The sequence below is a fragment of the Pseudooceanicola sp. NS-SX9 genome (genome assembly GCF_057380705.1).
Genome location: NZ_JBXXRN010000008.1, coordinates 17,840 through 34,543, shown reverse-complemented (window position 1 = coordinate 34,543; position 16,704 = coordinate 17,840). Strand labels below are relative to the sequence as shown.

Annotated in this window: 16 protein-coding genes; 8 read left to right on the top strand and 8 right to left on the bottom strand. The window is 67.4% G+C overall.

The annotated features are described in order from the left end of the window. Positions 1-36 precede the first annotated feature (36 nt). The 4 genes from AC2ITM_RS24300 to AC2ITM_RS24285 all read right to left on the bottom strand — a co-directional run bounded on the left by AC2ITM_RS24300 (position 37) and on the right by AC2ITM_RS24285 (position 4,820). Complete coding sequence (locus tag AC2ITM_RS24300; protein WP_486470939.1) at positions 37-1,743, bottom strand: peptide ABC transporter substrate-binding protein; 1,707 nt, start codon at positions 1,741-1,743, stop codon at positions 37-39. A gap of 307 nt (positions 1,744-2,050) precedes the next feature. Then, positions 2,051-3,091, bottom strand: coding sequence for a proline racemase family protein (locus AC2ITM_RS24295; RefSeq protein ID WP_486470938.1), 1,041 nt, complete (start codon positions 3,089-3,091; stop codon positions 2,051-2,053). Positions 3,092-3,093: 2 nt separating this feature from the next. Next, on the bottom strand, positions 3,094-3,291 hold the full coding sequence (locus AC2ITM_RS24290; RefSeq protein WP_486470937.1) for a tautomerase family protein: 198 nt from the start codon (positions 3,289-3,291) through the stop codon (positions 3,094-3,096). A gap of 17 nt (positions 3,292-3,308) precedes the next feature. Further along, entirely contained in the window at positions 3,309-4,820 is a 1,512-nt protein-coding gene (locus AC2ITM_RS24285) for an aldehyde dehydrogenase (NADP(+)) (protein WP_486470936.1), read from the bottom strand. A gap of 214 nt (positions 4,821-5,034) precedes the next feature. Here AC2ITM_RS24285 and AC2ITM_RS24280 point away from each other — a divergent pair, with 214 nt between their 5' ends. From AC2ITM_RS24280 to AC2ITM_RS24265, 4 genes are all read left to right on the top strand, one after another. After that, positions 5,035-5,841 (top strand): ABC transporter substrate-binding protein, encoded by an 807-nt coding sequence (locus AC2ITM_RS24280; RefSeq protein WP_486470935.1) that lies wholly within the window; start codon positions 5,035-5,037, stop codon positions 5,839-5,841. Positions 5,842-5,913: 72 nt separating this feature from the next. Next, positions 5,914-6,579 carry an amino acid ABC transporter permease gene (locus AC2ITM_RS24275; RefSeq protein WP_486470934.1) on the top strand — a complete coding sequence of 222 codons (666 nt, stop codon included), beginning with the start codon at positions 5,914-5,916 and terminating at the stop codon, positions 6,577-6,579. Between the two features lie 11 nt (positions 6,580-6,590). Continuing rightward, complete coding sequence (locus tag AC2ITM_RS24270) at positions 6,591-7,244, top strand: amino acid ABC transporter permease (protein ID WP_486470933.1); 654 nt, start codon at positions 6,591-6,593, stop codon at positions 7,242-7,244. Continuing rightward, positions 7,237-7,959, top strand: coding sequence for an amino acid ABC transporter ATP-binding protein (locus AC2ITM_RS24265; RefSeq protein ID WP_486470932.1), 723 nt, complete (start codon positions 7,237-7,239; stop codon positions 7,957-7,959). The genes AC2ITM_RS24270 and AC2ITM_RS24265 overlap by 8 nt, the downstream gene beginning before the upstream one ends. 106 nt (positions 7,960-8,065) lie before the next feature. On the opposite strand, the gene AC2ITM_RS24260 is transcribed toward AC2ITM_RS24265, so the two are convergent. Together AC2ITM_RS24260 and AC2ITM_RS24255 are read right to left on the bottom strand one after the other, a co-directional pair. Then, positions 8,066-9,103 carry an Ldh family oxidoreductase gene (locus tag AC2ITM_RS24260; RefSeq protein WP_486470931.1) on the bottom strand — a complete coding sequence of 346 codons (1,038 nt, stop codon included), beginning with the start codon at positions 9,101-9,103 and terminating at the stop codon, positions 8,066-8,068. Positions 9,104-9,157: 54 nt separating this feature from the next. Further along, positions 9,158-9,793: a helix-turn-helix domain-containing protein gene (locus tag AC2ITM_RS24255; RefSeq protein ID WP_486470930.1), complete on the bottom strand. Its 636-nt coding sequence runs from the start codon at positions 9,791-9,793 to the stop codon at positions 9,158-9,160. Positions 9,794-9,945: 152 nt separating this feature from the next. Between AC2ITM_RS24255 and lhpI the strand changes: the two genes are divergently transcribed. The 4 genes from lhpI to AC2ITM_RS24235 are packed head-to-tail and all read left to right on the top strand — an operon-like array spanning position 9,946 to position 14,860. Continuing rightward, positions 9,946-11,646 (top strand): cis-3-hydroxy-L-proline dehydratase, encoded by a 1,701-nt coding sequence (lhpI, locus tag AC2ITM_RS24250; RefSeq protein WP_486470929.1) that lies wholly within the window; start codon positions 9,946-9,948, stop codon positions 11,644-11,646. Between the two features lie 35 nt (positions 11,647-11,681). Next, entirely contained in the window at positions 11,682-12,641 is a 960-nt protein-coding gene (locus AC2ITM_RS24245) for a dihydrodipicolinate synthase family protein (RefSeq protein ID WP_486470928.1), read from the top strand. Further along, positions 12,632-13,552, top strand: coding sequence for a 4-hydroxyproline epimerase (locus tag AC2ITM_RS24240; protein ID WP_486470927.1), 921 nt, complete (start codon positions 12,632-12,634; stop codon positions 13,550-13,552). Before AC2ITM_RS24245 ends, AC2ITM_RS24240 begins: the two co-directional genes overlap by 10 nt. 57 nt (positions 13,553-13,609) lie before the next feature. Beyond that, entirely contained in the window at positions 13,610-14,860 is a 1,251-nt protein-coding gene (locus AC2ITM_RS24235; protein ID WP_486470926.1) for an NAD(P)/FAD-dependent oxidoreductase, read from the top strand. Between the two features lie 18 nt (positions 14,861-14,878). On the opposite strand, the gene AC2ITM_RS24230 is transcribed toward AC2ITM_RS24235, so the two are convergent. Then, positions 14,879-15,796: a DMT family transporter gene (locus AC2ITM_RS24230; protein WP_486470925.1), complete on the bottom strand. Its 918-nt coding sequence runs from the start codon at positions 15,794-15,796 to the stop codon at positions 14,879-14,881. A 53-nt stretch (positions 15,797-15,849) separates the two neighbouring features. Next, positions 15,850-16,662 (bottom strand): AraC family transcriptional regulator, encoded by an 813-nt coding sequence (locus AC2ITM_RS24225; RefSeq protein WP_486470924.1) that lies wholly within the window; start codon positions 16,660-16,662, stop codon positions 15,850-15,852. Positions 16,663-16,704: the final 42 nt, after the last annotated feature.

Sequence of the window (16,704 nt, the reverse complement as noted above, 5' to 3'; positions counted from 1 at the left end):
AAGGCCGCCGCCGGGATCCCGGCAGCGGCACGGGGATCATTTTTCGCGGTACCAGTCGGCCACGTTCCAGGCCTCGGAATCCCAGGCGTTCATCTCGACCCCGCCCAGCGATTTGGCATGGGCGGCGATGCTGCCGCGATGCACCAGCGGGATGATGGCGCCTGCCTGCACGATCATGTCGTTCAGCTGCTTGGCAATCGCCGCGCGGGCGTCAAGATCGGCCGTGGCGTTCAGCTTGTCGACCAGCGCGTCATAGGCCGGGTTGCAGTAGCGGGCCATGTTCTCGCCCAGCCAGCCGTTCGCGGGGGTGGGAATGTTGGCGCAGGTCCAGCCGGCCAGGTAGCTGGCGGGATCGGTGCCGCTGAAGGGCTTGTTGAACATCTCGACATCGGCAAAGAACTTCTGCACCGTATCCGTGCTGGACACGTCGCCGCCGAAGAACACCGAAGAGGCGATGTTGCGCAGTTCGGTTTCGACGCCGATCTGCTTCCACCAGCTCTTGATCAGCTCCTGCGTGGCCTGGCGGACCGAATTGGTGCTGGTCTGGAACAGGATCGACAGGCGGACACCGTTCTTGACGCGGATGCCGTCCTTGCCGCGCAGCCAGCCGTCTTCGTCCAGCAGCTTGTTGGCGCCGTCGATGTCCTGGGTCAGGCAGGCGTCATTGGCCTGCGAGGCATAGACGGCGGGGGCCGCAAGGTTGTTGCAGGTGGGTTTGCCGGCCGCGCCATAGCCCGCCGCCACCAGCGTGGCGCGATCGATCGCCATCGACAGGGCGCGGGTCACGGCCGGATCGGTCAGGAAGGGATGCGGGCCGCCCTCGCGGGTCGAACGCTTGTCGCCCAGCTGCGGGTCGGGGTTGTACTGGTTCATCTCCATCCGCTCGACGCCCGAGCCGAAGGCGGTCACCAGAACGCCCTTGCCGGCCTGGGTCATCTGCTCCAGCACCTCGGGTTCGACCTGCAGGTTCCAGGCGTAATCGAATTCGCCGGTTTCCAGCACCGCCCGCGCCGCCGAGGCCGGATCGCCGCCGCCCTTCAGCACGACGCCGGCGAAAGCAGGCTTGGCAGGGTCGCGGTAATCGGGATTGGCGGCCAGGGTGGCGACATCATTGGGGCGGAATTCGGTCACCATGAAGGGGCCGGTGCCGACGGGGGCAAAGTTCTGCGCGGTGCAGCTGGCGGCCCGGGCGCCCAGGCAATCGGCGAACTGCCGCTTCTGCAGGATCGGAGAGCGTTCGCCGACGAAGGGCCCGTAGGGATAGGGCGTGGGCGCGTCGAAGCTGACCTTGACGGTGCGCGGGTCCAGCGCCTCGACCTTGCTGACACCCTTGAAGAAGCTGCTCTGGGCGCAGCCGCCGGCCTCGTCGGTGCAGTATTGCCAGGTGAAGACCACGTCATCGGCGGTCACGTCGCTGCCGTCGGACCATTTCAGCCCGGCCTTCAGCGTCCAGGTGACCGAGGTGTAATCCGCCGCCACACCGCCATTGGCAAGGGTGGGGATGGTCTCGGCCAGGTAGGGCACCATGTCGCCGTTCTGGTCGTAGCGCGCCAGGGGTTCCAGCACGAAGGAGGCCGCAAGAAGGTCCTTGGTGCCACCCGACAGATAGGGGTTCATGGTCGAGGGCGCCTGCCAGATCAGGACGTTCAGCTGCCCGTCGCTGCCGCGCTCGGCCATCGCGCCCTGGGGGCTCAGCGCCAGCAGCGCCAGTGCCGGCAGGACGGCTTTCTTCATTCGTTTCATGTGCACTCCCTGTGATGAGCCCCGGCATCGCGCCGGCGGGACCAGTCTGTTCGCTGGTTCGAATCCGAAGAGGCGGTGGCCTCTGTGGCTCTGGGTACGGCGGGATCCGGGGAGGGTGCCAGATTCGTATGTATAATACGGTATAATAGGATTAAAAAATAAGCTAAAAATTTTTACTGTGCATGTAATATAATCCAAATTGAAATTGATCGGTGTTCCGGCGCGGTGCCGTGGTGCCGGTCAGACATGAAAAAGGCCCCTGCCCCGATCGGGGCAGAGGCCGGAACCGGCGGTGGGCCGGGGTGCCTTACTGTTTCAGGGTCGGCGTCACGCCCCAGGTGTCGGACAGCATGTAGCCGTTCTGCCAGGGATCCTCGGGGTCCAGCAGGTAGGAATGCTGGCCGGTGATCCAGGCCCGTCCGGTGATCTGGGGGATGATCGTGGTGCGCCCGGCCGTCTGCTCGACCGAGAGGATCTTGCCGATGAAGCGCGAGCCGATGATCGAGGCATGGATCAGCTCGTCCCCGGCCTGCATCTGCCCCCGGGCCTGCAGCACCGCCATCCGCGCCGAGGTCCCGGTGCCCGTCGGCGAGCGGTCCGAACGCCCGGGCGCCACGATGCAGGTGTTGCGGGTGACCTGGCCGCTGCCCTCGTAGGGCATGGCGAACTGCACGATCGAGACGCCGCGCACATTGTCGAAATCGGGATGCACCACGTCGAATTGTTCGCGGGCGGCCTTGCGGATCTTCTCGCCCAGGATCGCCAGGTCGCGGGCCTCGTCGGGGCGCACCTGAAAGCCCAGGGCCTGGGCATCGACGATGCCGAAGAACATGCCGCCATAGGCGATGTCCAGCGGGATCGTGCCGTGGCCCTCGACCTCGAGCGCCCCGTCCAGCACGGCGGCAAAGGCCGGAGCGTTGCGGAAGGTGATGCTGCGGCAGCGGCCGTCTTCGCATTGCGCGGTCACCTCGATCACGCCGCCGGGCATGTCGAGCTTGAAGCGCGTGACCGGCTCTTGCATCGGGACCATGCCGGTTTCCAGCAGCACCGTGGCGATGCAGATCGTGTTCGAACCCGACATCGGCACGTATTCGGTGGGCTCCATCACGATAGCGCCCGCAGCGCAGCCGGGGGTGATCGGCGGCACGATCAGGTTGACATGGCGCGCCACGGATCCGCGGGGCTCGCAGATCAGCAGCTGGCGGATATGGTCGTGATCGCGCTCCATCGCGATCATGCGCTCCATCATGGTGTTGCCCTCGGGCGGCAGCACGCCGCCGATGATGACATCGCCGATTTCACCTTCGGCATGGCAGCCGACGACACTGATGTTCAGACGCGACCGCATGGTCAGTCCTCCGGGTTGGGGGTGGCATAGGGGTGCCCTGCGACCACCCAGTCGCAGGGGGATACTTCGGTGAAGATCACCGTCGTTGCCGCAGGGGCGATGCCGGCCGTGTCCTGCAGCAGGCGGGTGATGCCGGTCGCGATCTCCATCTTGGTGGCGTGATCGCGGCCGGGGAACAGCTCGATACGGATGATCGGCATGGCCGGGGCTCCTTTGTTCAGGCCAGATCGGCGGGCAGCAATGCCGCCGGCAGGTTCTGGTAGCTGACCGGGCGCAGGAAGCGGCGGATCGACATTGTGCCGACCGAGGTGGCGCCGAAATTGGTCGAGGCCGGATAGGGCCCGCCATGGACCATCGCGTCGCAGACCTCGACCCCGGTCGGGAAGCCGTTGACCAGCACGCGACCGGCCTTGCGCTCCAGGATCGGCAGCAGGGCGCGGGCCAGCGGCGTGTCGTCCTCCTCCATGTGCAGCGTGGCGGTCAGCTGGCCGGCAAAGCCCCGCGCCAGGGCGGGCATCTGTGCCGGATCGGCAATGCGGATCACCAGGCCCAGCGGGCCAAAGACCTCTTCTCCCAGGGTGTGGTCGTTCAGATAGCTTTCGACATCGGTCTGGTAAAGGTTGGGGCAGGCCAGGCGCCCGCTGCTGTCGCTGCGGCTGATCGGGGTCACGGCGGCATGGCCGTCAAAGCGCGCCTGGCCATCGCGATAGGCCCGGGCGATCCCTTCGGTCAGCATGCATTGCGCGGGTGCCGTCTGCAGGGCGGTGGCGGCTGCGGCCACGAAGGCATCGCCCTCGGGGCCCTCGGGGACCACGGCAATGCCGGGGTTGGTGCAGAACTGCCCCGCGCCCATGGTCAGCGAGGCCGCCCAGCCCGCCCCGATCGCCGCCGCGCGCGCCCCGAGCGCTGCAGGCAGCACGAACATCGGGTTGACGCTGCCCAGTTCGCCGAAGAAGGGGATGGGCGTCGGCCGCCGCGCGCAAAGATCAAAGAGCGCACGTCCCCCGACCAGAGAGCCGGTGAACCCTACGGCCGTGATCGCCGGATGCTGCACCAGCGCCTCGCCGACATCGCGCCGCCCGCCCTGCACCAGCGAGAACACGCCCCCGGGCATGCCGGTGGCCTCAATGGCGGCCAGGATCGCCTCGGCGATGATTTCGCCGGTGCCGGGATGGGCGGAATGGCCCTTGACCACGACCGGACAGCCCGCCGCCAGCGCCGCCGCCGTGTCGCCGCCCGCCACCGAGAAGGCCAGCGGGAAATTCGAGGCCCCGAAGACCGCGACCGGGCCGATGGGGCGCTGCATCAGACGGATGTCAGGGCGCGGCGGCTGGCGGTCGGGCAGTGCGGCGTCATGGCGCCGGTCCAGGTAGTCGCCCGCCAGAATGTGCTGCGCAAACAGCCGCAGCTGGCCGGTGGTTCGGCCGCGCTCGCCCTGCAGGCGCGCCTCGGGCAGGCCGGTTTCGCGGCTGCCGATCCAGGTGATCGCCTCGGCACGGGCCTCGATCTGGTCGGCAATGGCCTCCAGGAAGGCGGCGCGTTCGGCGCGGCTGGTGGCGGCATAGGCCTCGAAGGCGGCCTCGGCGGCCTGGCAGGCGGCATCGACCAGCGCCGGCGTGCCCACGGCAAAGTCAAAGCCCGGCCCCTCGGCAGGTTCGGAGGTGAAGCGGGAGTCGCCGTCCAGCCAGTGGCCTGCGATCAGGTGGCGGCCATGCGGGGTGAAGGTCATGCCTGGTCCTTTCTGGGACATCGCGCCGCCCGGGGGGGCTGGCGCCTGTCATATTCCCGAAGTCTTTTCAGTCGGTTGTGGAAATCTTCTCTTCTATAACAAAGTTTTTCTTCACGAGCTAGGATTTTTCATTTAAGAAAAGCTTTGTACGAAAAAATAAGTTCCCGGGGTCCCGCAGGGCCGCCAGGAACCTCGGCAGAGAGAGATTTTCCAGATGAAGACACTGACCCTGACCGCCGCCTTCCTGGCCGCGATGGCTGTTGCCGGCACCGCGCAGGCCGACAAGCTCGACAAGATCATCGCCTCGGGCAAGCTGCGCTGCGCCGTTGTGCTCGACTTCCCGCCGATGGGCATGCGCGACGCCAACAACGAGCCCGAAGGCTTTGACGTCGATTACTGCAAGGACCTCGCGGCCTCGCTGGGCGTCACCCCCGAGATCGTCGAGACCCCCTTCCCCGAGCGTATCCCCGCGCTGATGTCGGGCAAGGTCGATGTCGGTGTCGCCTCGACCTCGGACACGCTGGAACGGGCCAAGACGGTGGGCTTCTCGATCCCCTACTTCGCCTTTGAAATGGCCGTCACTGCCAAGGATGGCACCGGCATCAAGTCGTTTGACGACATGAAGGGCCACACTGTCGGCGCCGTCGCCGGCACCTTCGAGGCGATCGCGCTGCAAAAGCAGGTCGATGCCTGGGGCAGCGGCAGCTTCCGCCCTTACCAGACCCAGGCCGATGTCTTCCTGGCGCTGGCGCAGGGCCAGATCGATGCCACCGTGTCGACCTCGACCGTGGCGCAGGCCAATGTGAAATCCGGCAAATTCGACGGCATCGAAGTGGTCGGCAAGGCGCCCTTCGACACCGACTATGTGGCGCTGTTCGCCAAGCGTGACGAATACGGGCTGATCAACTACCTCAACAACTTCATCAACCACGAGGTCCGCACCGGCCGCTATGCCGAGCTTTACGGCAAGTGGGTCGGTGGCGACCTGCCCGACCTGACCGTGCCGGGCGTCTACCGCTGAGCCTGATCGGCTGAACCCGCGGCGCAGGCTTGACCTGCGCCGCCTTTATTAGCTTTATCAGGCGCTTATCACATGTTCGATTACACCTTCCAATGGGGGCAGGCGCTGGCCTACCTTCCGAAGATGCTGGATGGTGCCGTCGTCACGATGGAGGTCGCGATCCTGTCCATGGTGATCGGCATCGCGCTGGCTGTCGTGCTGACGCTGCTGCGGCTGTCGGGGTCCCGTCCCCTGTCGGCCATTGCCACCACCTGGGTCGAGGTCGCCCGCAACACCCCCGCGCTGTTCCAGATCTACATGGCGCATTTCGGCGTGGCGAGTTTCGGCATCCACTTCTCTCCCTTCGTGTCGCTGCTCATCGGCATCACCTTCAACAATGCCGGCTACCTGGCCGAGAACTTTCGCGGTGCGCTGAAGGCCATTCCCGACACCCAGACCCGCGCCGGGCGCTCTCTGGGGATGTCGCAGATGAAGGCCTTCCGCTACATCATCCTGCCGCAGATGCTGCGCATCGCCTTCCTGCCGATGACCAACCAGATGGTCTGGGCGATCCTGATGACCTCGCTCGGGGTGACGGTGGGCATGAACACCGACCTTTACGGCGTCACCCAGGATCTGAACGCGCTGACCTTCCGCACGTTCGAACTGTTCGCCATCGCCGCCGTGATCTTCTACGTGATCACCAAGATCATCACGCTGGGGGCCCGGCTGTTGGCCGCCCGCCTGTTCCGCTACTGAGGGGAAGACCGATGTTCGATACCGCCCTCTCGTTGAAAGACGTGATCTTCCTGGCCCAGGGTGCGGGCATGACCGTGCTGGTCACCGCGATCTCGGTCGCCATCGGCACCGTGCTGGGGATCGTGTGCGGCGTGCTGCGGGTCCAGCTGGGCGCCGTCTGGGCCGCGCCGATGACCTTCGTGCTGGACCTGTTCCGCTCGATCCCGCTGCTGATCCAGCTGGTGCTGGCCAATGCCTTCCTGGGCATGGTGCTGCAGCTCGACATTTCGGGCTTTGCCGTGGCCTGCGCAGTCCTGTCGCTTTACACCTGCGCCTATTGCTCTGAGATCGTGCGCGGCGGCATGGATGCCGTGCCCGCCACCACCCGCCGTGCCGCCCGTTCGCTCGGGATGAGCTGGGGCCAGGACATGCGCTATATCGTGCTGCCGCTGGCGACCCGCATCGCGCTGCCGTCCTGGATCGGGCTGGCGCTTGGCGTCATGAAGGATTCCGCGCTGGTCTATGTCGTCCAGGTGACCGAGCTGCTGAAATCCACCCAGATCCTCATCACCCGCCTGCAGGAGCCGCTGTTCCTGCTGCTTATCTGCGGCGCGTTCTACTTCATCATCAGCCTCCCGCTGGCACGTTTCGGCGGCTATCTCGAGAAAAGGTGGTCCCATGATTGAGATCCAGAATGTCCGCAAGTCCTTCGGCAAGATGGAGGTGCTGAAGGGCATCGACCTGACCGTCGCCAGGGGCGAGGTGCTGACGGTGATCGGCGGCTCGGGCTCGGGCAAGTCGACGCTGCTGACCTGCATCAACGGGCTGGAGCCCATCGACAGCGGCCGCATCCTGGTCGACGGCACCGAGGTGCATGCCAAGTCCACCAACCTGAACACGCTGCGCCAGAAGATCGGCATCGTGTTCCAGCAATGGAATGCCTTCCCGCATCTGACCGTGCTGGAGAACGTCACCCTGGCGCCGCGCAAGGTGCTGGGCCTGTCGAAGGCCGAGGCCGAGGCCATTGCCGAAAAGCAGCTGCGCCATGTGGGGCTGGGCGAAAAGCTCTCGACCTATCCGACCCGGCTGTCGGGGGGCCAGCAGCAGCGCATGGCGATTGCCCGGGCGCTGGCGATGTCGCCCGACTACATGCTGTTCGACGAGGTGACTTCGGCGCTGGACCCGCAGCTGGTGGGCGAGGTTCTGGAGACGCTGAAGATGCTGGCCGAAGAAGGCATGACGATGATCTGCGTCACGCATGAGATGGCCTTTGCCCGCGACGTGTCGCACCGCGTGGCCTATTTCCACAAAGGCATCATGGCCGAGATCGGCGCGCCCGAGCAGCTGTTCAACGACCCCCGCGAGGAGGTCACCAAGCAGTTCCTGGCCAGCGTGCGCTGATCCACCGCGCCTTTGGGCGCGGCCCCCTTGGGGGAAGGGAAACCCAAGGAAGAAAGAAAGGCGCGGGATCCCTCCCGCGCCTTTTTCGCTGTCCGAAGCGGGGCGATCAGGCGTCCAGCGCCGCCAGGCCCAGGGCCTCGAACCGGTCCAGCTGGGCCATTTCGGCATCGCTCAGCACGATCCCGTCCGACAGCGCGCGTGCCCGGGCGGCAAAGCGACGTTCGGAAGGCAGACGCGCGCCCTGGGCGTTGATCGCGGTCAGCAGCTTTTCGCCCTCGGCAATCGGATCGCGGCCGCTGCGCTTGGCGAAGCTTTGCGGATCCAGCGCCAGGATCAATGCGCCGTGGCGCGGCAGAAGGGCGGAATCCCCCATGAAATCCAGCGCTTCGCGGCTCATGAACTCGCCCAGCATGGCGCCCGCCAGCAGCTCGACCATGGTCGAGATGGCCGAACCCTTGTGCGCGCCGAAGGGCAGCATCGCCCCTGCCAGCGCCGCATCGGGATCGGTGGTGGGCTGGCCCTCGGCATCGATGGCCCAGCCTTCGGGGATCGGGGTGCCGGCGCGGCGGTGCAGCTCGATCTCGCCCCGGGCGGCGACGCTGGTGGCAAAGTCGAAGACATAGGGATGCGGGCCCGGACGCGGCCAGCCGAAGGCGATCGGGTTGGTGCCAAACAGCGGCGTCTTGCCACCGGCGGGCGCCACTACCGAATAGCTGGGGCACATCGAAAGGCCTGCCAGACCGCGCGCCGCCAGCGCCTCGACATCATGCCACAGCGCCGAGAAATGCAGGCAGTCGCGGATCACCAGCGCCGCCAGCCCGCTGTTGCGCGCGCGCGCCTCCAGCAGATCCAGCGCGGCATAGAAGGCCGGGTTCGAGAACCCGCCGCCGGCATCGACCTCGATCACCGCCGTGCCGCTGTCGTGCACCGCCGGCACCGCGTCGCCATGCACCTTGCCGGCCGCCAGAACCTGCAGGCAGCCCTCGATGCGGTAAAGGCCATGCGACTTGCAGGCATCACGCTCGCCGGCGACGATGACATGGGCCACGGCGCGGGCATTGTCGGGGCTCAGCCCGCTCTTTTCGAAAATCGCCTGGACGCGGGCCATGAGCCGCTCGACGGTGATGATGTGCTGGTCAGCCATGATGTGGCAGTCTCCTTCAGGATGCAGTGAACGGGCGCGGCAGCGGCAGCGGTGCTACTTGTCCACGTCGATGTAGGTGCAGGCCCAGAACACCTTGGTTTCGGTGTCGTCCATGGCCCGCAGCCCGTGCTTGATGGTGCTGTCGAAATAGGCGCAGTCGCCCGGTTCCAGGATCACCGTCTCGTAATGCTCGACCGTCAGTTCGACCCGGCCCGACAGCACGTAAAGGGTTTCCTCGCCGTCGTGGGATTCCAGATCGGTGCGGGTCAGCGGCGGGCGCTGTTCGACGGTGGTGACCAGGGGGATGATCTTCTTTTCCGCCAGCGCGTTGCACAGCACCTCGTATTCGAAGTTGCGGGACCGCACCTTGCGCCCCTGCCCCGCGCGGGTGATCGCCAGGCGGGTGGTCTGCTGGGCCTCGTGATCGGCCGAGAACAGCCGTTCCATGCCGATGTCATAGGCGCGGGCGATTCGGATCAGGTTCTCGTAGCTGGGCGACACCCGGCCGTTCTCGATCTTGTGGATCGTCGACAGGGCCAGCCCGGTGCGCTGCGCCGCGACCTCCAGCGTATAGCCGCAGGCCTGGCGCACAGCCTTCATGCGGGCACCCAGATCATCCCGAAGCTGCTGGCGCTCGGTTTCCCAGTCTTCGCCGAGAGACGGAGCCGTATCTTTTTCCATTTCGGTCATGTTTTTTCTTTTCTTACCATTGATGATCGTTTATGCATATTTTTGTACCAAGCGCAACAATAGCAATTCGGCACGATGAAAGGGAACCTGCGGGGCCTACTTCGTCGCGATTTTCAACCAAACGCTGCAAGCAATCATATCATGGAGCAGACATGGCCAAGCTGATCGTGCCGGCAACGGTTCAGGGACCGATCCTTCTGTGCCAGGAGGGTCTGAGCGTTTGGGGCGGTGTCGATCCGGCCACGGGACAGATCATCGACACGCTGCATCCCCAGCACGGCGAAGGCCTGGCTGGAAAGATCGTGATGATGCCGACCAGCCGCGGGTCCTGCACCGGCAGCGGCGTGCTGCTGGGGCTGGCCTTCGCAGGCGCGGCGCCCCGGGCGCTGATCTTCCGTGAGGGCGAGGATATCCTGACCCTGGGGGCGCTGGTCGCCGGTCTGCTGTTTGGCCATGGCATTGCCGTGATCCGGCTGAGCGGCGCGGAATACGACCGTCTGGCACAGGAATCCCAGGCCCGTATCACCCCCGAACGCCTGAGCGCCGGTGCCATCGACTGGCCGCTGGAAGGGGCCGATAACGCCCTGCAGCTAGAGGCCGGCGACCAGGCCCTGCTGGAGGGCGCCCGGGGCCCCGCCGCGCAGCTTGCCATGCAGATCATCACCACCATGGCGCGGGCCCAGGGCGCGCAGGCGCTGGTCGATGTCAGCCGCGTGCATATCGACGGCTGCATCTATGCCAGCCCGGCCTTCCTGACCTTTGCCCGTGCCATGGCCGACAAGGGGGGACGGGTCTGCGTGCCAACCACGATGAATGCGATCTCGGTCGATCATGCCAACTGGCGGGCCCAGGGCGTGGCTGAATCCTTCGGTTTGCCCGCCAGCCAGCTGGCCGACGCCTATGTCGAGATGGGCGCCCGTCCCAGCTTTACCTGCGCCCCCTACCTGCTGGAAGACCGTCCCACCCAGGGCGAGGACATCGCCTGGGCCGAAAGCAATGCGGTCATCTATGCCAACAGCGTGCTGGGTGCGCGCAGCCTCAAGCATGCCGATTTCATGGATCTGTGCATCGCACTGACCGGCCGGGCCGCGCGCACCGGGGTCTATCTGCCCGAAAACCGCCGCCCCGCCCGCATTCTGCAGGTCACCTGCCCGCCGGGGGCCGACGATGCCTTCTGGCCGATGCTGGGCTGGCTGGCGGGGCAGGCTGCACCGGACTGCATTCCGCTGATCCGCGGGCTCGAGGGGCTGAGCCCCTCCGAGGATGACCTGAAGGCGCTTTGCGCGGCCTTCGGCACCACCTCGGCCGCGCCGATGCTGCATGTTGCGGGCCACACCCCCGAAGCAGAGCTGCCGCCGCAGGCGGGCGCCGACACCCGCGCCATCGGTCCCGCCGATTTCGCCCGCCTCTGGGCCAATTTCAACCCTGGCGCCGAAACGATCGAGCTGGTGGCCTTCGGCAGCCCGCATTTCTCGGCCCGCGAATGCGCGGCTCTGGCGGAACTGATGCAGGGTCGCAAGGTCCGCGACGGGGTGGCGGCCATCGTCACCCTGGGCCGGGCCACCCTGGCCAGCATCACCGCATCCGGCATCCGCGCCGGGCTGGAAGAGGCCGGGATGACCCTGGTGCCGGATCTGTGCTGGTGCTCGATCTCTGAACCCGTGTTCCCGCCCCAGGCCCAGGTGCTGATGACCAATTCCGGCAAATACGCCCATTACGCCCCGGGCCTGACCAAACGGGCGGTGCGCTTCGGCTCTCTGGCGCAATGCGCCGAGACCGCCTGCACCGGCCGCGCCCCCGATACGCCGCCGCAGTGGATCGACGCTGCAGCGACCGCCGCCTCCCTGGCCTGACCGGCCGCCCCCTACCCTTTGCAATGGACTTTACGATGAACAAAGACGTCTTCTTCGGCACCATTCCGGCCCTGCTGACCCCTTGCACCCCCGACCGCAAGCCCGACTTTGACGCGCTGGTGCGCAAGGGCCAGGAAATGATCGCCGCCGGCATGTCCGCCGTGGTCTACTGCGGCTCCTGCGGTGACTGGCCCCTGCTGACCGACGAAGAGCGCATGGAAGGCGTCGCCCGCCTGACCGCGGGGGGTGTGCCCGTCATCGTCGGCACCGGTGCGATCAACACCAAATCCGCCGTCGCCCATGCCGCCCATGCCCAGAAGGTCGGTGCCGCAGGCCTGATGGTGATCCCGCGCGTGCTGTCGCGGGGCCTGTCGGTGGCGGCGCAACGCAACCACTTCAAGGCGATCCTGACGGCTGCGCCCGACGTGCCCGCGATCATCTACAACAGCCCCTATTACGGCTATGCCACCAAGGCGGACCTGTTCTTCCAGCTGCGCGCCGAACATCCCAGCCTGATCGGCTTCAAGGAATTCGGCGGCAAGGCGGATCTGTCCTATGCGGCCGAACACATCACCAGCCAGGACGATGACGTCATCCTGATGGTCGGCGTCGATACCGAGGTCTACCACGGTTTCGCCAAATGCGGCGCCGTCGGCGCGATCACCGGCATCGGCACGATCTTCCCGCAGGAGGCGCTGCTGCAGGTTGCCCTGTCGCGCCGCGCCGCCGAAGGCTGCCCCGAGGCAGACCTGCGTGCCCGCGAACTGGCCGAGGCGTTCTCGGTGCTGGCGAAATTCGACGAGGGCGTCGACCTGGTGCTGTACTTCAAGCATCTGATGGTGCTGAAAGGCCATGAGGAATATCGTCTGAACATCAACGAGACCGACGCGCTGTCGCCCTCGCAGGCGCATTTCTGCGAGGCACAGTTCCACCAGTTCAACCGCTGGTTCGCGAACTGGTCGAAACAGGGCGGGGTGATCGCCGAATGCATGTGATCGACAGTCACACCGGGGGCGAGCCCACCCGGGTGATCCTGGACGGCGGCCCCGAGCTTGGCTCGGGGTCCCTGGCGGAACGGGCGGCGCGGCTGGCCCGGGACCACGGGGCCTTCACCCGCTCGGTCAGCCTGGAGCCCCGCGGCCAGGTCGCGATGGTCTGCGCGCTGCTGGTGGCGCCGGTCGATCCCTCCTGCGTGACCGGCGTCATCTATTTCGATGCCGGCGCCGTTCTGGGGATGTGCGGCCATGGCACCATCGGGCTGGCGGTGACGCTGGCCCATATGGGTCGCATCGGCCCGGGATCGCACCGCATCGAGACCCCGGTCGGCATCGTCACGGTCGAGGTCCAGGACGCCAACACCGTCACCGTCACCAACGTGGAAAGCCGCCGGTTGCAGGCCGATGTCCGCGTCGATGTGCCGGGCCTGGGTCCGGTCACCGGCGACATGGCCTATGGTGGCAACTGGTTCTTCCTGGTCGATCCCAGCCCACTGCCGGTGACCCCCGGCAACATCCGCGCGCTGACCGATGCGGGCATCGCCATCCGCGAGGCACTGCGCGCCCAGGGGCTGGTGGACGAGGTCGATCACGTGATCTTCTACGGCCCCACCCAGACCCCCGGCGTGCACAGCCGCAACTTCGTGCTGTGCCCCGACGATGCCTATGACCGCTCGCCCTGCGGCACCGGCAGTTCGGCCCGGCTGGCCAGCCTCGCGGCCCGCGGGCTGCTGGCCGAGGGTCAGGAGATCGTCCAGGAAAGCGTCATCGGCAGCACCTACCGGCTGTCCTACACCCAGGGGCCCTCGGGCGGGGTCATCCCGCGCATCACCGGGCGCGCCTATGTGATGGCCGAAAGCACGCTGCTGTTCGATCCCGCCGATCCGTTCCGCGACGGTATCGCGATCTGATCCCCGCCGCGGCCTCCCTCCGGGCCGCGGTTCCCCTTCCATTTTCTGAGGTCCGCCATGGCTGAGGCCGATCCTAACGAAATTCTTGTCATCGGCGCGGGCATCATCGGTGTCACCGCCGCGCTGGCGTTGCAATCCGAGGGTCACAAGGTCCGCATCCTTGATCGCGCCGGCGTCGCCTCGGGGACCTCTGTCGGCAATGCAGGCGCCTTCGCCTATGCCGAGATCGAACCCCTTGCCACCCCCGGCATCATGCGCAAGGCACCGAAATGGCTGCTGGATCCGCTGGGCCCGCTGTCGCTGCGTCCGGGATATGCGCTGCAGATCACGCCTTGGATGCTGAAATTCTGGCGGGCCAGCCGCAAGGACCGCTACGCCGCCGCCGTGCGCGCCCAGGCCGGGCTGATGGCGCTGTCGCGCCAGGCCCAGGAACGGCTGATCACCCAGGTCCAGGGCGAGGCGCTGATGCGCCGCCAGGGCCAGCTGCAGCTCTATGAGGGCGAGGCCTCGTTCCGCGCCAGCCTGCCCTCCTGGGCACTGCGCCGCGAACATGCCATCCCCTGCGAACTGCTGGAAAGCCCCGGTGCCATCGCCGAGATCCAGCCCGGCGTCGACGCCCGCTTTACCCATGCGGGCTATACGCCCAAATGGATGAACGCGGTCGATCCTGCCGCCTGGACCCGTCATGTCGCGCATCGCTTCACCGAAGCCGGCGGCCAGATCGAGATCACCGAAACCCGTGCCCTGCGGCCGCTGGAACAGGGCGTCGAGGTGATCACCGCCGATGGTCCGCGCCGCGCCGCCAAGGTGGTTCTGGCGGCGGGCGCCTGGTCGCACCTGCTGGCCCGCACCCTGGGCGAGCACCTGCCGCTGGATACCGAACGGGGCTACAACACCACCTTCCCGACCGCCGAATTCGATCTGCGCACCCATCTGACCTTCAGCGACCACGGCTTTGTCATCAGCCGCATTGGCGAGGGGCTGCGGATCGGTGGCGCGGTCGAGCTGGGCGGGCTGAAGCTGCCGCCGAACTACCGCCGCGCCGAGATGCTGGTGCGCAAGTGCCGCGACTTCCTGCCGGGCTTTGCGCCCACGGGGGGCACGCAGTGGATGGGCTTCCGGCCCTCGATGCCCGACAGCTTGCCGGTGATCTCGGCCTCGGGGGCATCGCGTGACGTGGTCTATGCCTTCGGGCACGGGCATCTGGGGCTGACGCAATCGGCCGGCACCGCCCAGCTTGTGGCCGCGCTTTGTGCCGGGCGCGAGGCGGGGCTGGACCTGCGGCCCTTCCGCGCCGACCGGTTCTGATCCCGCCCCCCTCCCGCGTCAGCCGAAGCGGGAGGGGGCCTTTGCGACGCGCCCGACGCGCCCGGCACGGGTCACCGCCAGGATGCCCACGGCGATCAGCAGCCCGCCCGCGACCTCGGCCGGGGTGACGCGGGTGCCCTGCACCAGATAGGCGATCACGGCGGCAAACAGCGGGCACAGGAACAGAAAGCCACTGGTCTGCACCGCACCGCCCATCCGCAGGGCCACGAACCACAGCCCCATCGCCCCGGTCGAGGCCGGCAGCCCCAGCCACAGGAAGGCCAGCCAGCTGCCCGGATGCGCCGGCAGGGCAAAGTGCTCGCCCTGCAGCAGTGCGATCACCGCCAGGCCCGCCGCGCCGAACAGCATCTGCCAGAATGACAGCACCCAGGGGCTGACCGGCAGCGCCAGCCGCTTGGACACCAGCGTCGAGACCGCCCAGCAGCCCGAGGCCAGCATCACCAGCCCCGCGCCCGGGCCGATGCGGCCCTGCAGCAGTGCCCCCGGTCCGATGCACAGCACCACCCCGACGAAGGCCAGCGCCAGCCCGCCCCAGGCCAGGCCCCGGACCGGTTCCCTCAGCACCAGCCCCGCCAGCAACGCCACCAAAAGCGGGTTGCTGGCCATCAGGATGGCGGCCAGCGGCGCCGGGGCATGGGTCAGCCCGATGGTCAGCAGCGCCATCACGCCGGTGGTCTGCAGCAGGCCGATCAGGACCAGCTGCCACCAGGGAAAGGGCGCCGCGCGCGCGGTCCGCAGCATCGCCGGCAGCACGACCGGCGCCAGCGAGGCCGCCGCCAGCAGAAAGCGCAGGGCGGCCAGCCACAGGGGCGGCACATCCCCGAGAACGGATTGGGTCGCGACAAAGGACGACCCCTGCAGAAAGGTCGAGGCCAGCACGACCGCGAGATATCGGCGGGAGGATGAAATGGGCATCATGGCGCCTCCATAACGCCCCAAAATCTGTCCTGCGTCGCGAGATCTGCCATTCACGGCGCCAAATCGGACAATCCCGTTTCCGGCGGCTGCTCCGGGGCCGCGATGTAGCGGCTGGGCGGGCATCCCATGACGCGCCGGAACATCGCCGCAAATGCCCCCGGGGTCTCGAACCCCAGCTCCGCCGCCAGATGCGAGACCGGCTCTCCGGCGGCCAGGCGCGGCACGGCGCTGAAGGCGCGCAGCTGGCTGCGCCACAGCTGAAAGCTGACGCCCAGTTCGCGCTGGAACAGCCGGGCCAGCGTCCGCCCCGAGGCCCCGGCGACCCGGCCCCAGTCCTCCAGTCCGCGCGGATCGCCGGGATCGGCCAGCAGGGCCCGGCAGACCAGGGCCAGGCGCCGGTCCCGGGGGCGCGCCAGATGCAGCGCCCCGGCGGTTTCCGGGCGGATCTCTTCCGGGATCAGCGCCAGGATGCGGGCCTCCTGCGGGTCGGGGGCGCGGGTCAGGGGGATCTCGACGGCGCGCAGGATCAGCTCGCGCAGCAGCCCCGAGACGGCGACACAGAACGGCCGGTCCGGCGCCGCCTCGGGCTGGCGGACATAGAGGGTGCGCAGCGAAACCGCGCCGCGGGCGCGCATCTCGTGCGGCAGACCGGCGGGCATCCACAGCGCCCGCTGCGGCGGGATCAGCCACAGCCCGGTGCCGGTCGACAGCTCCATCACGCCGCGTGTGGCATAGATCAGCTGGGCGCGGCGATGGGCATGCAGCGCCACATGGTGTCCGGCGGGATAGTCCTTGGACATGGCGGCAATGCCGGTCCCGGCCTGGTCGTAATCTGTGGGGTCGGTGCTTTTGCCGGGGATCATCGGGGCTCCTGCAAAGGGATCAGGCCATCATAGACCGATCCG

Bases quoted from the DNA above. Each gene is read 5' to 3' on its own strand.
- AC2ITM_RS24295 (WP_486470938.1), bottom strand. From the start codon at position 3,091: ATGCGGTCGCGTCTGAACATCAGTGTCGTCGGCTGCCATGCCGAAGGT.
- AC2ITM_RS24245 (WP_486470928.1), top strand. From the start codon at position 11,682: ATGAACAAAGACGTCTTCTTCGGCACCATTCCGGCCCTGCTGACCCCT.
- AC2ITM_RS24275 (WP_486470934.1), top strand. From the start codon at position 5,914: ATGTTCGATTACACCTTCCAATGGGGGCAGGCGCTGGCCTACCTTCCG.
- AC2ITM_RS24280 (WP_486470935.1), top strand. From the start codon at position 5,035: ATGAAGACACTGACCCTGACCGCCGCCTTCCTGGCCGCGATGGCTGTT.
- lhpI (WP_486470929.1), top strand. From the start codon at position 9,946: ATGGCCAAGCTGATCGTGCCGGCAACGGTTCAGGGACCGATCCTTCTG.
- AC2ITM_RS24225 (WP_486470924.1), bottom strand. From the start codon at position 16,662: ATGATCCCCGGCAAAAGCACCGACCCCACAGATTACGACCAGGCCGGG.
- AC2ITM_RS24285 (WP_486470936.1), bottom strand. From the start codon at position 4,820: ATGACCTTCACCCCGCATGGCCGCCACCTGATCGCAGGCCACTGGCTG.
- AC2ITM_RS24230 (WP_486470925.1), bottom strand. From the start codon at position 15,796: ATGCCCATTTCATCCTCCCGCCGATATCTCGCGGTCGTGCTGGCCTCG.
- AC2ITM_RS24255 (WP_486470930.1), bottom strand. From the start codon at position 9,793: ATGACCGAAATGGAAAAAGATACGGCTCCGTCTCTCGGCGAAGACTGG.
- AC2ITM_RS24260 (WP_486470931.1), bottom strand. From the start codon at position 9,103: ATGGCTGACCAGCACATCATCACCGTCGAGCGGCTCATGGCCCGCGTC.
- AC2ITM_RS24300 (WP_486470939.1), bottom strand. From the start codon at position 1,743: ATGAAACGAATGAAGAAAGCCGTCCTGCCGGCACTGGCGCTGCTGGCG.
- AC2ITM_RS24265 (WP_486470932.1), top strand. From the start codon at position 7,237: ATGATTGAGATCCAGAATGTCCGCAAGTCCTTCGGCAAGATGGAGGTG.
- AC2ITM_RS24240 (WP_486470927.1), top strand. From the start codon at position 12,632: ATGCATGTGATCGACAGTCACACCGGGGGCGAGCCCACCCGGGTGATC.
- AC2ITM_RS24235 (WP_486470926.1), top strand. From the start codon at position 13,610: ATGGCTGAGGCCGATCCTAACGAAATTCTTGTCATCGGCGCGGGCATC.
- AC2ITM_RS24270 (WP_486470933.1), top strand. From the start codon at position 6,591: ATGTTCGATACCGCCCTCTCGTTGAAAGACGTGATCTTCCTGGCCCAG.
- AC2ITM_RS24290 (WP_486470937.1), bottom strand. From the start codon at position 3,291: ATGCCGATCATCCGTATCGAGCTGTTCCCCGGCCGCGATCACGCCACC.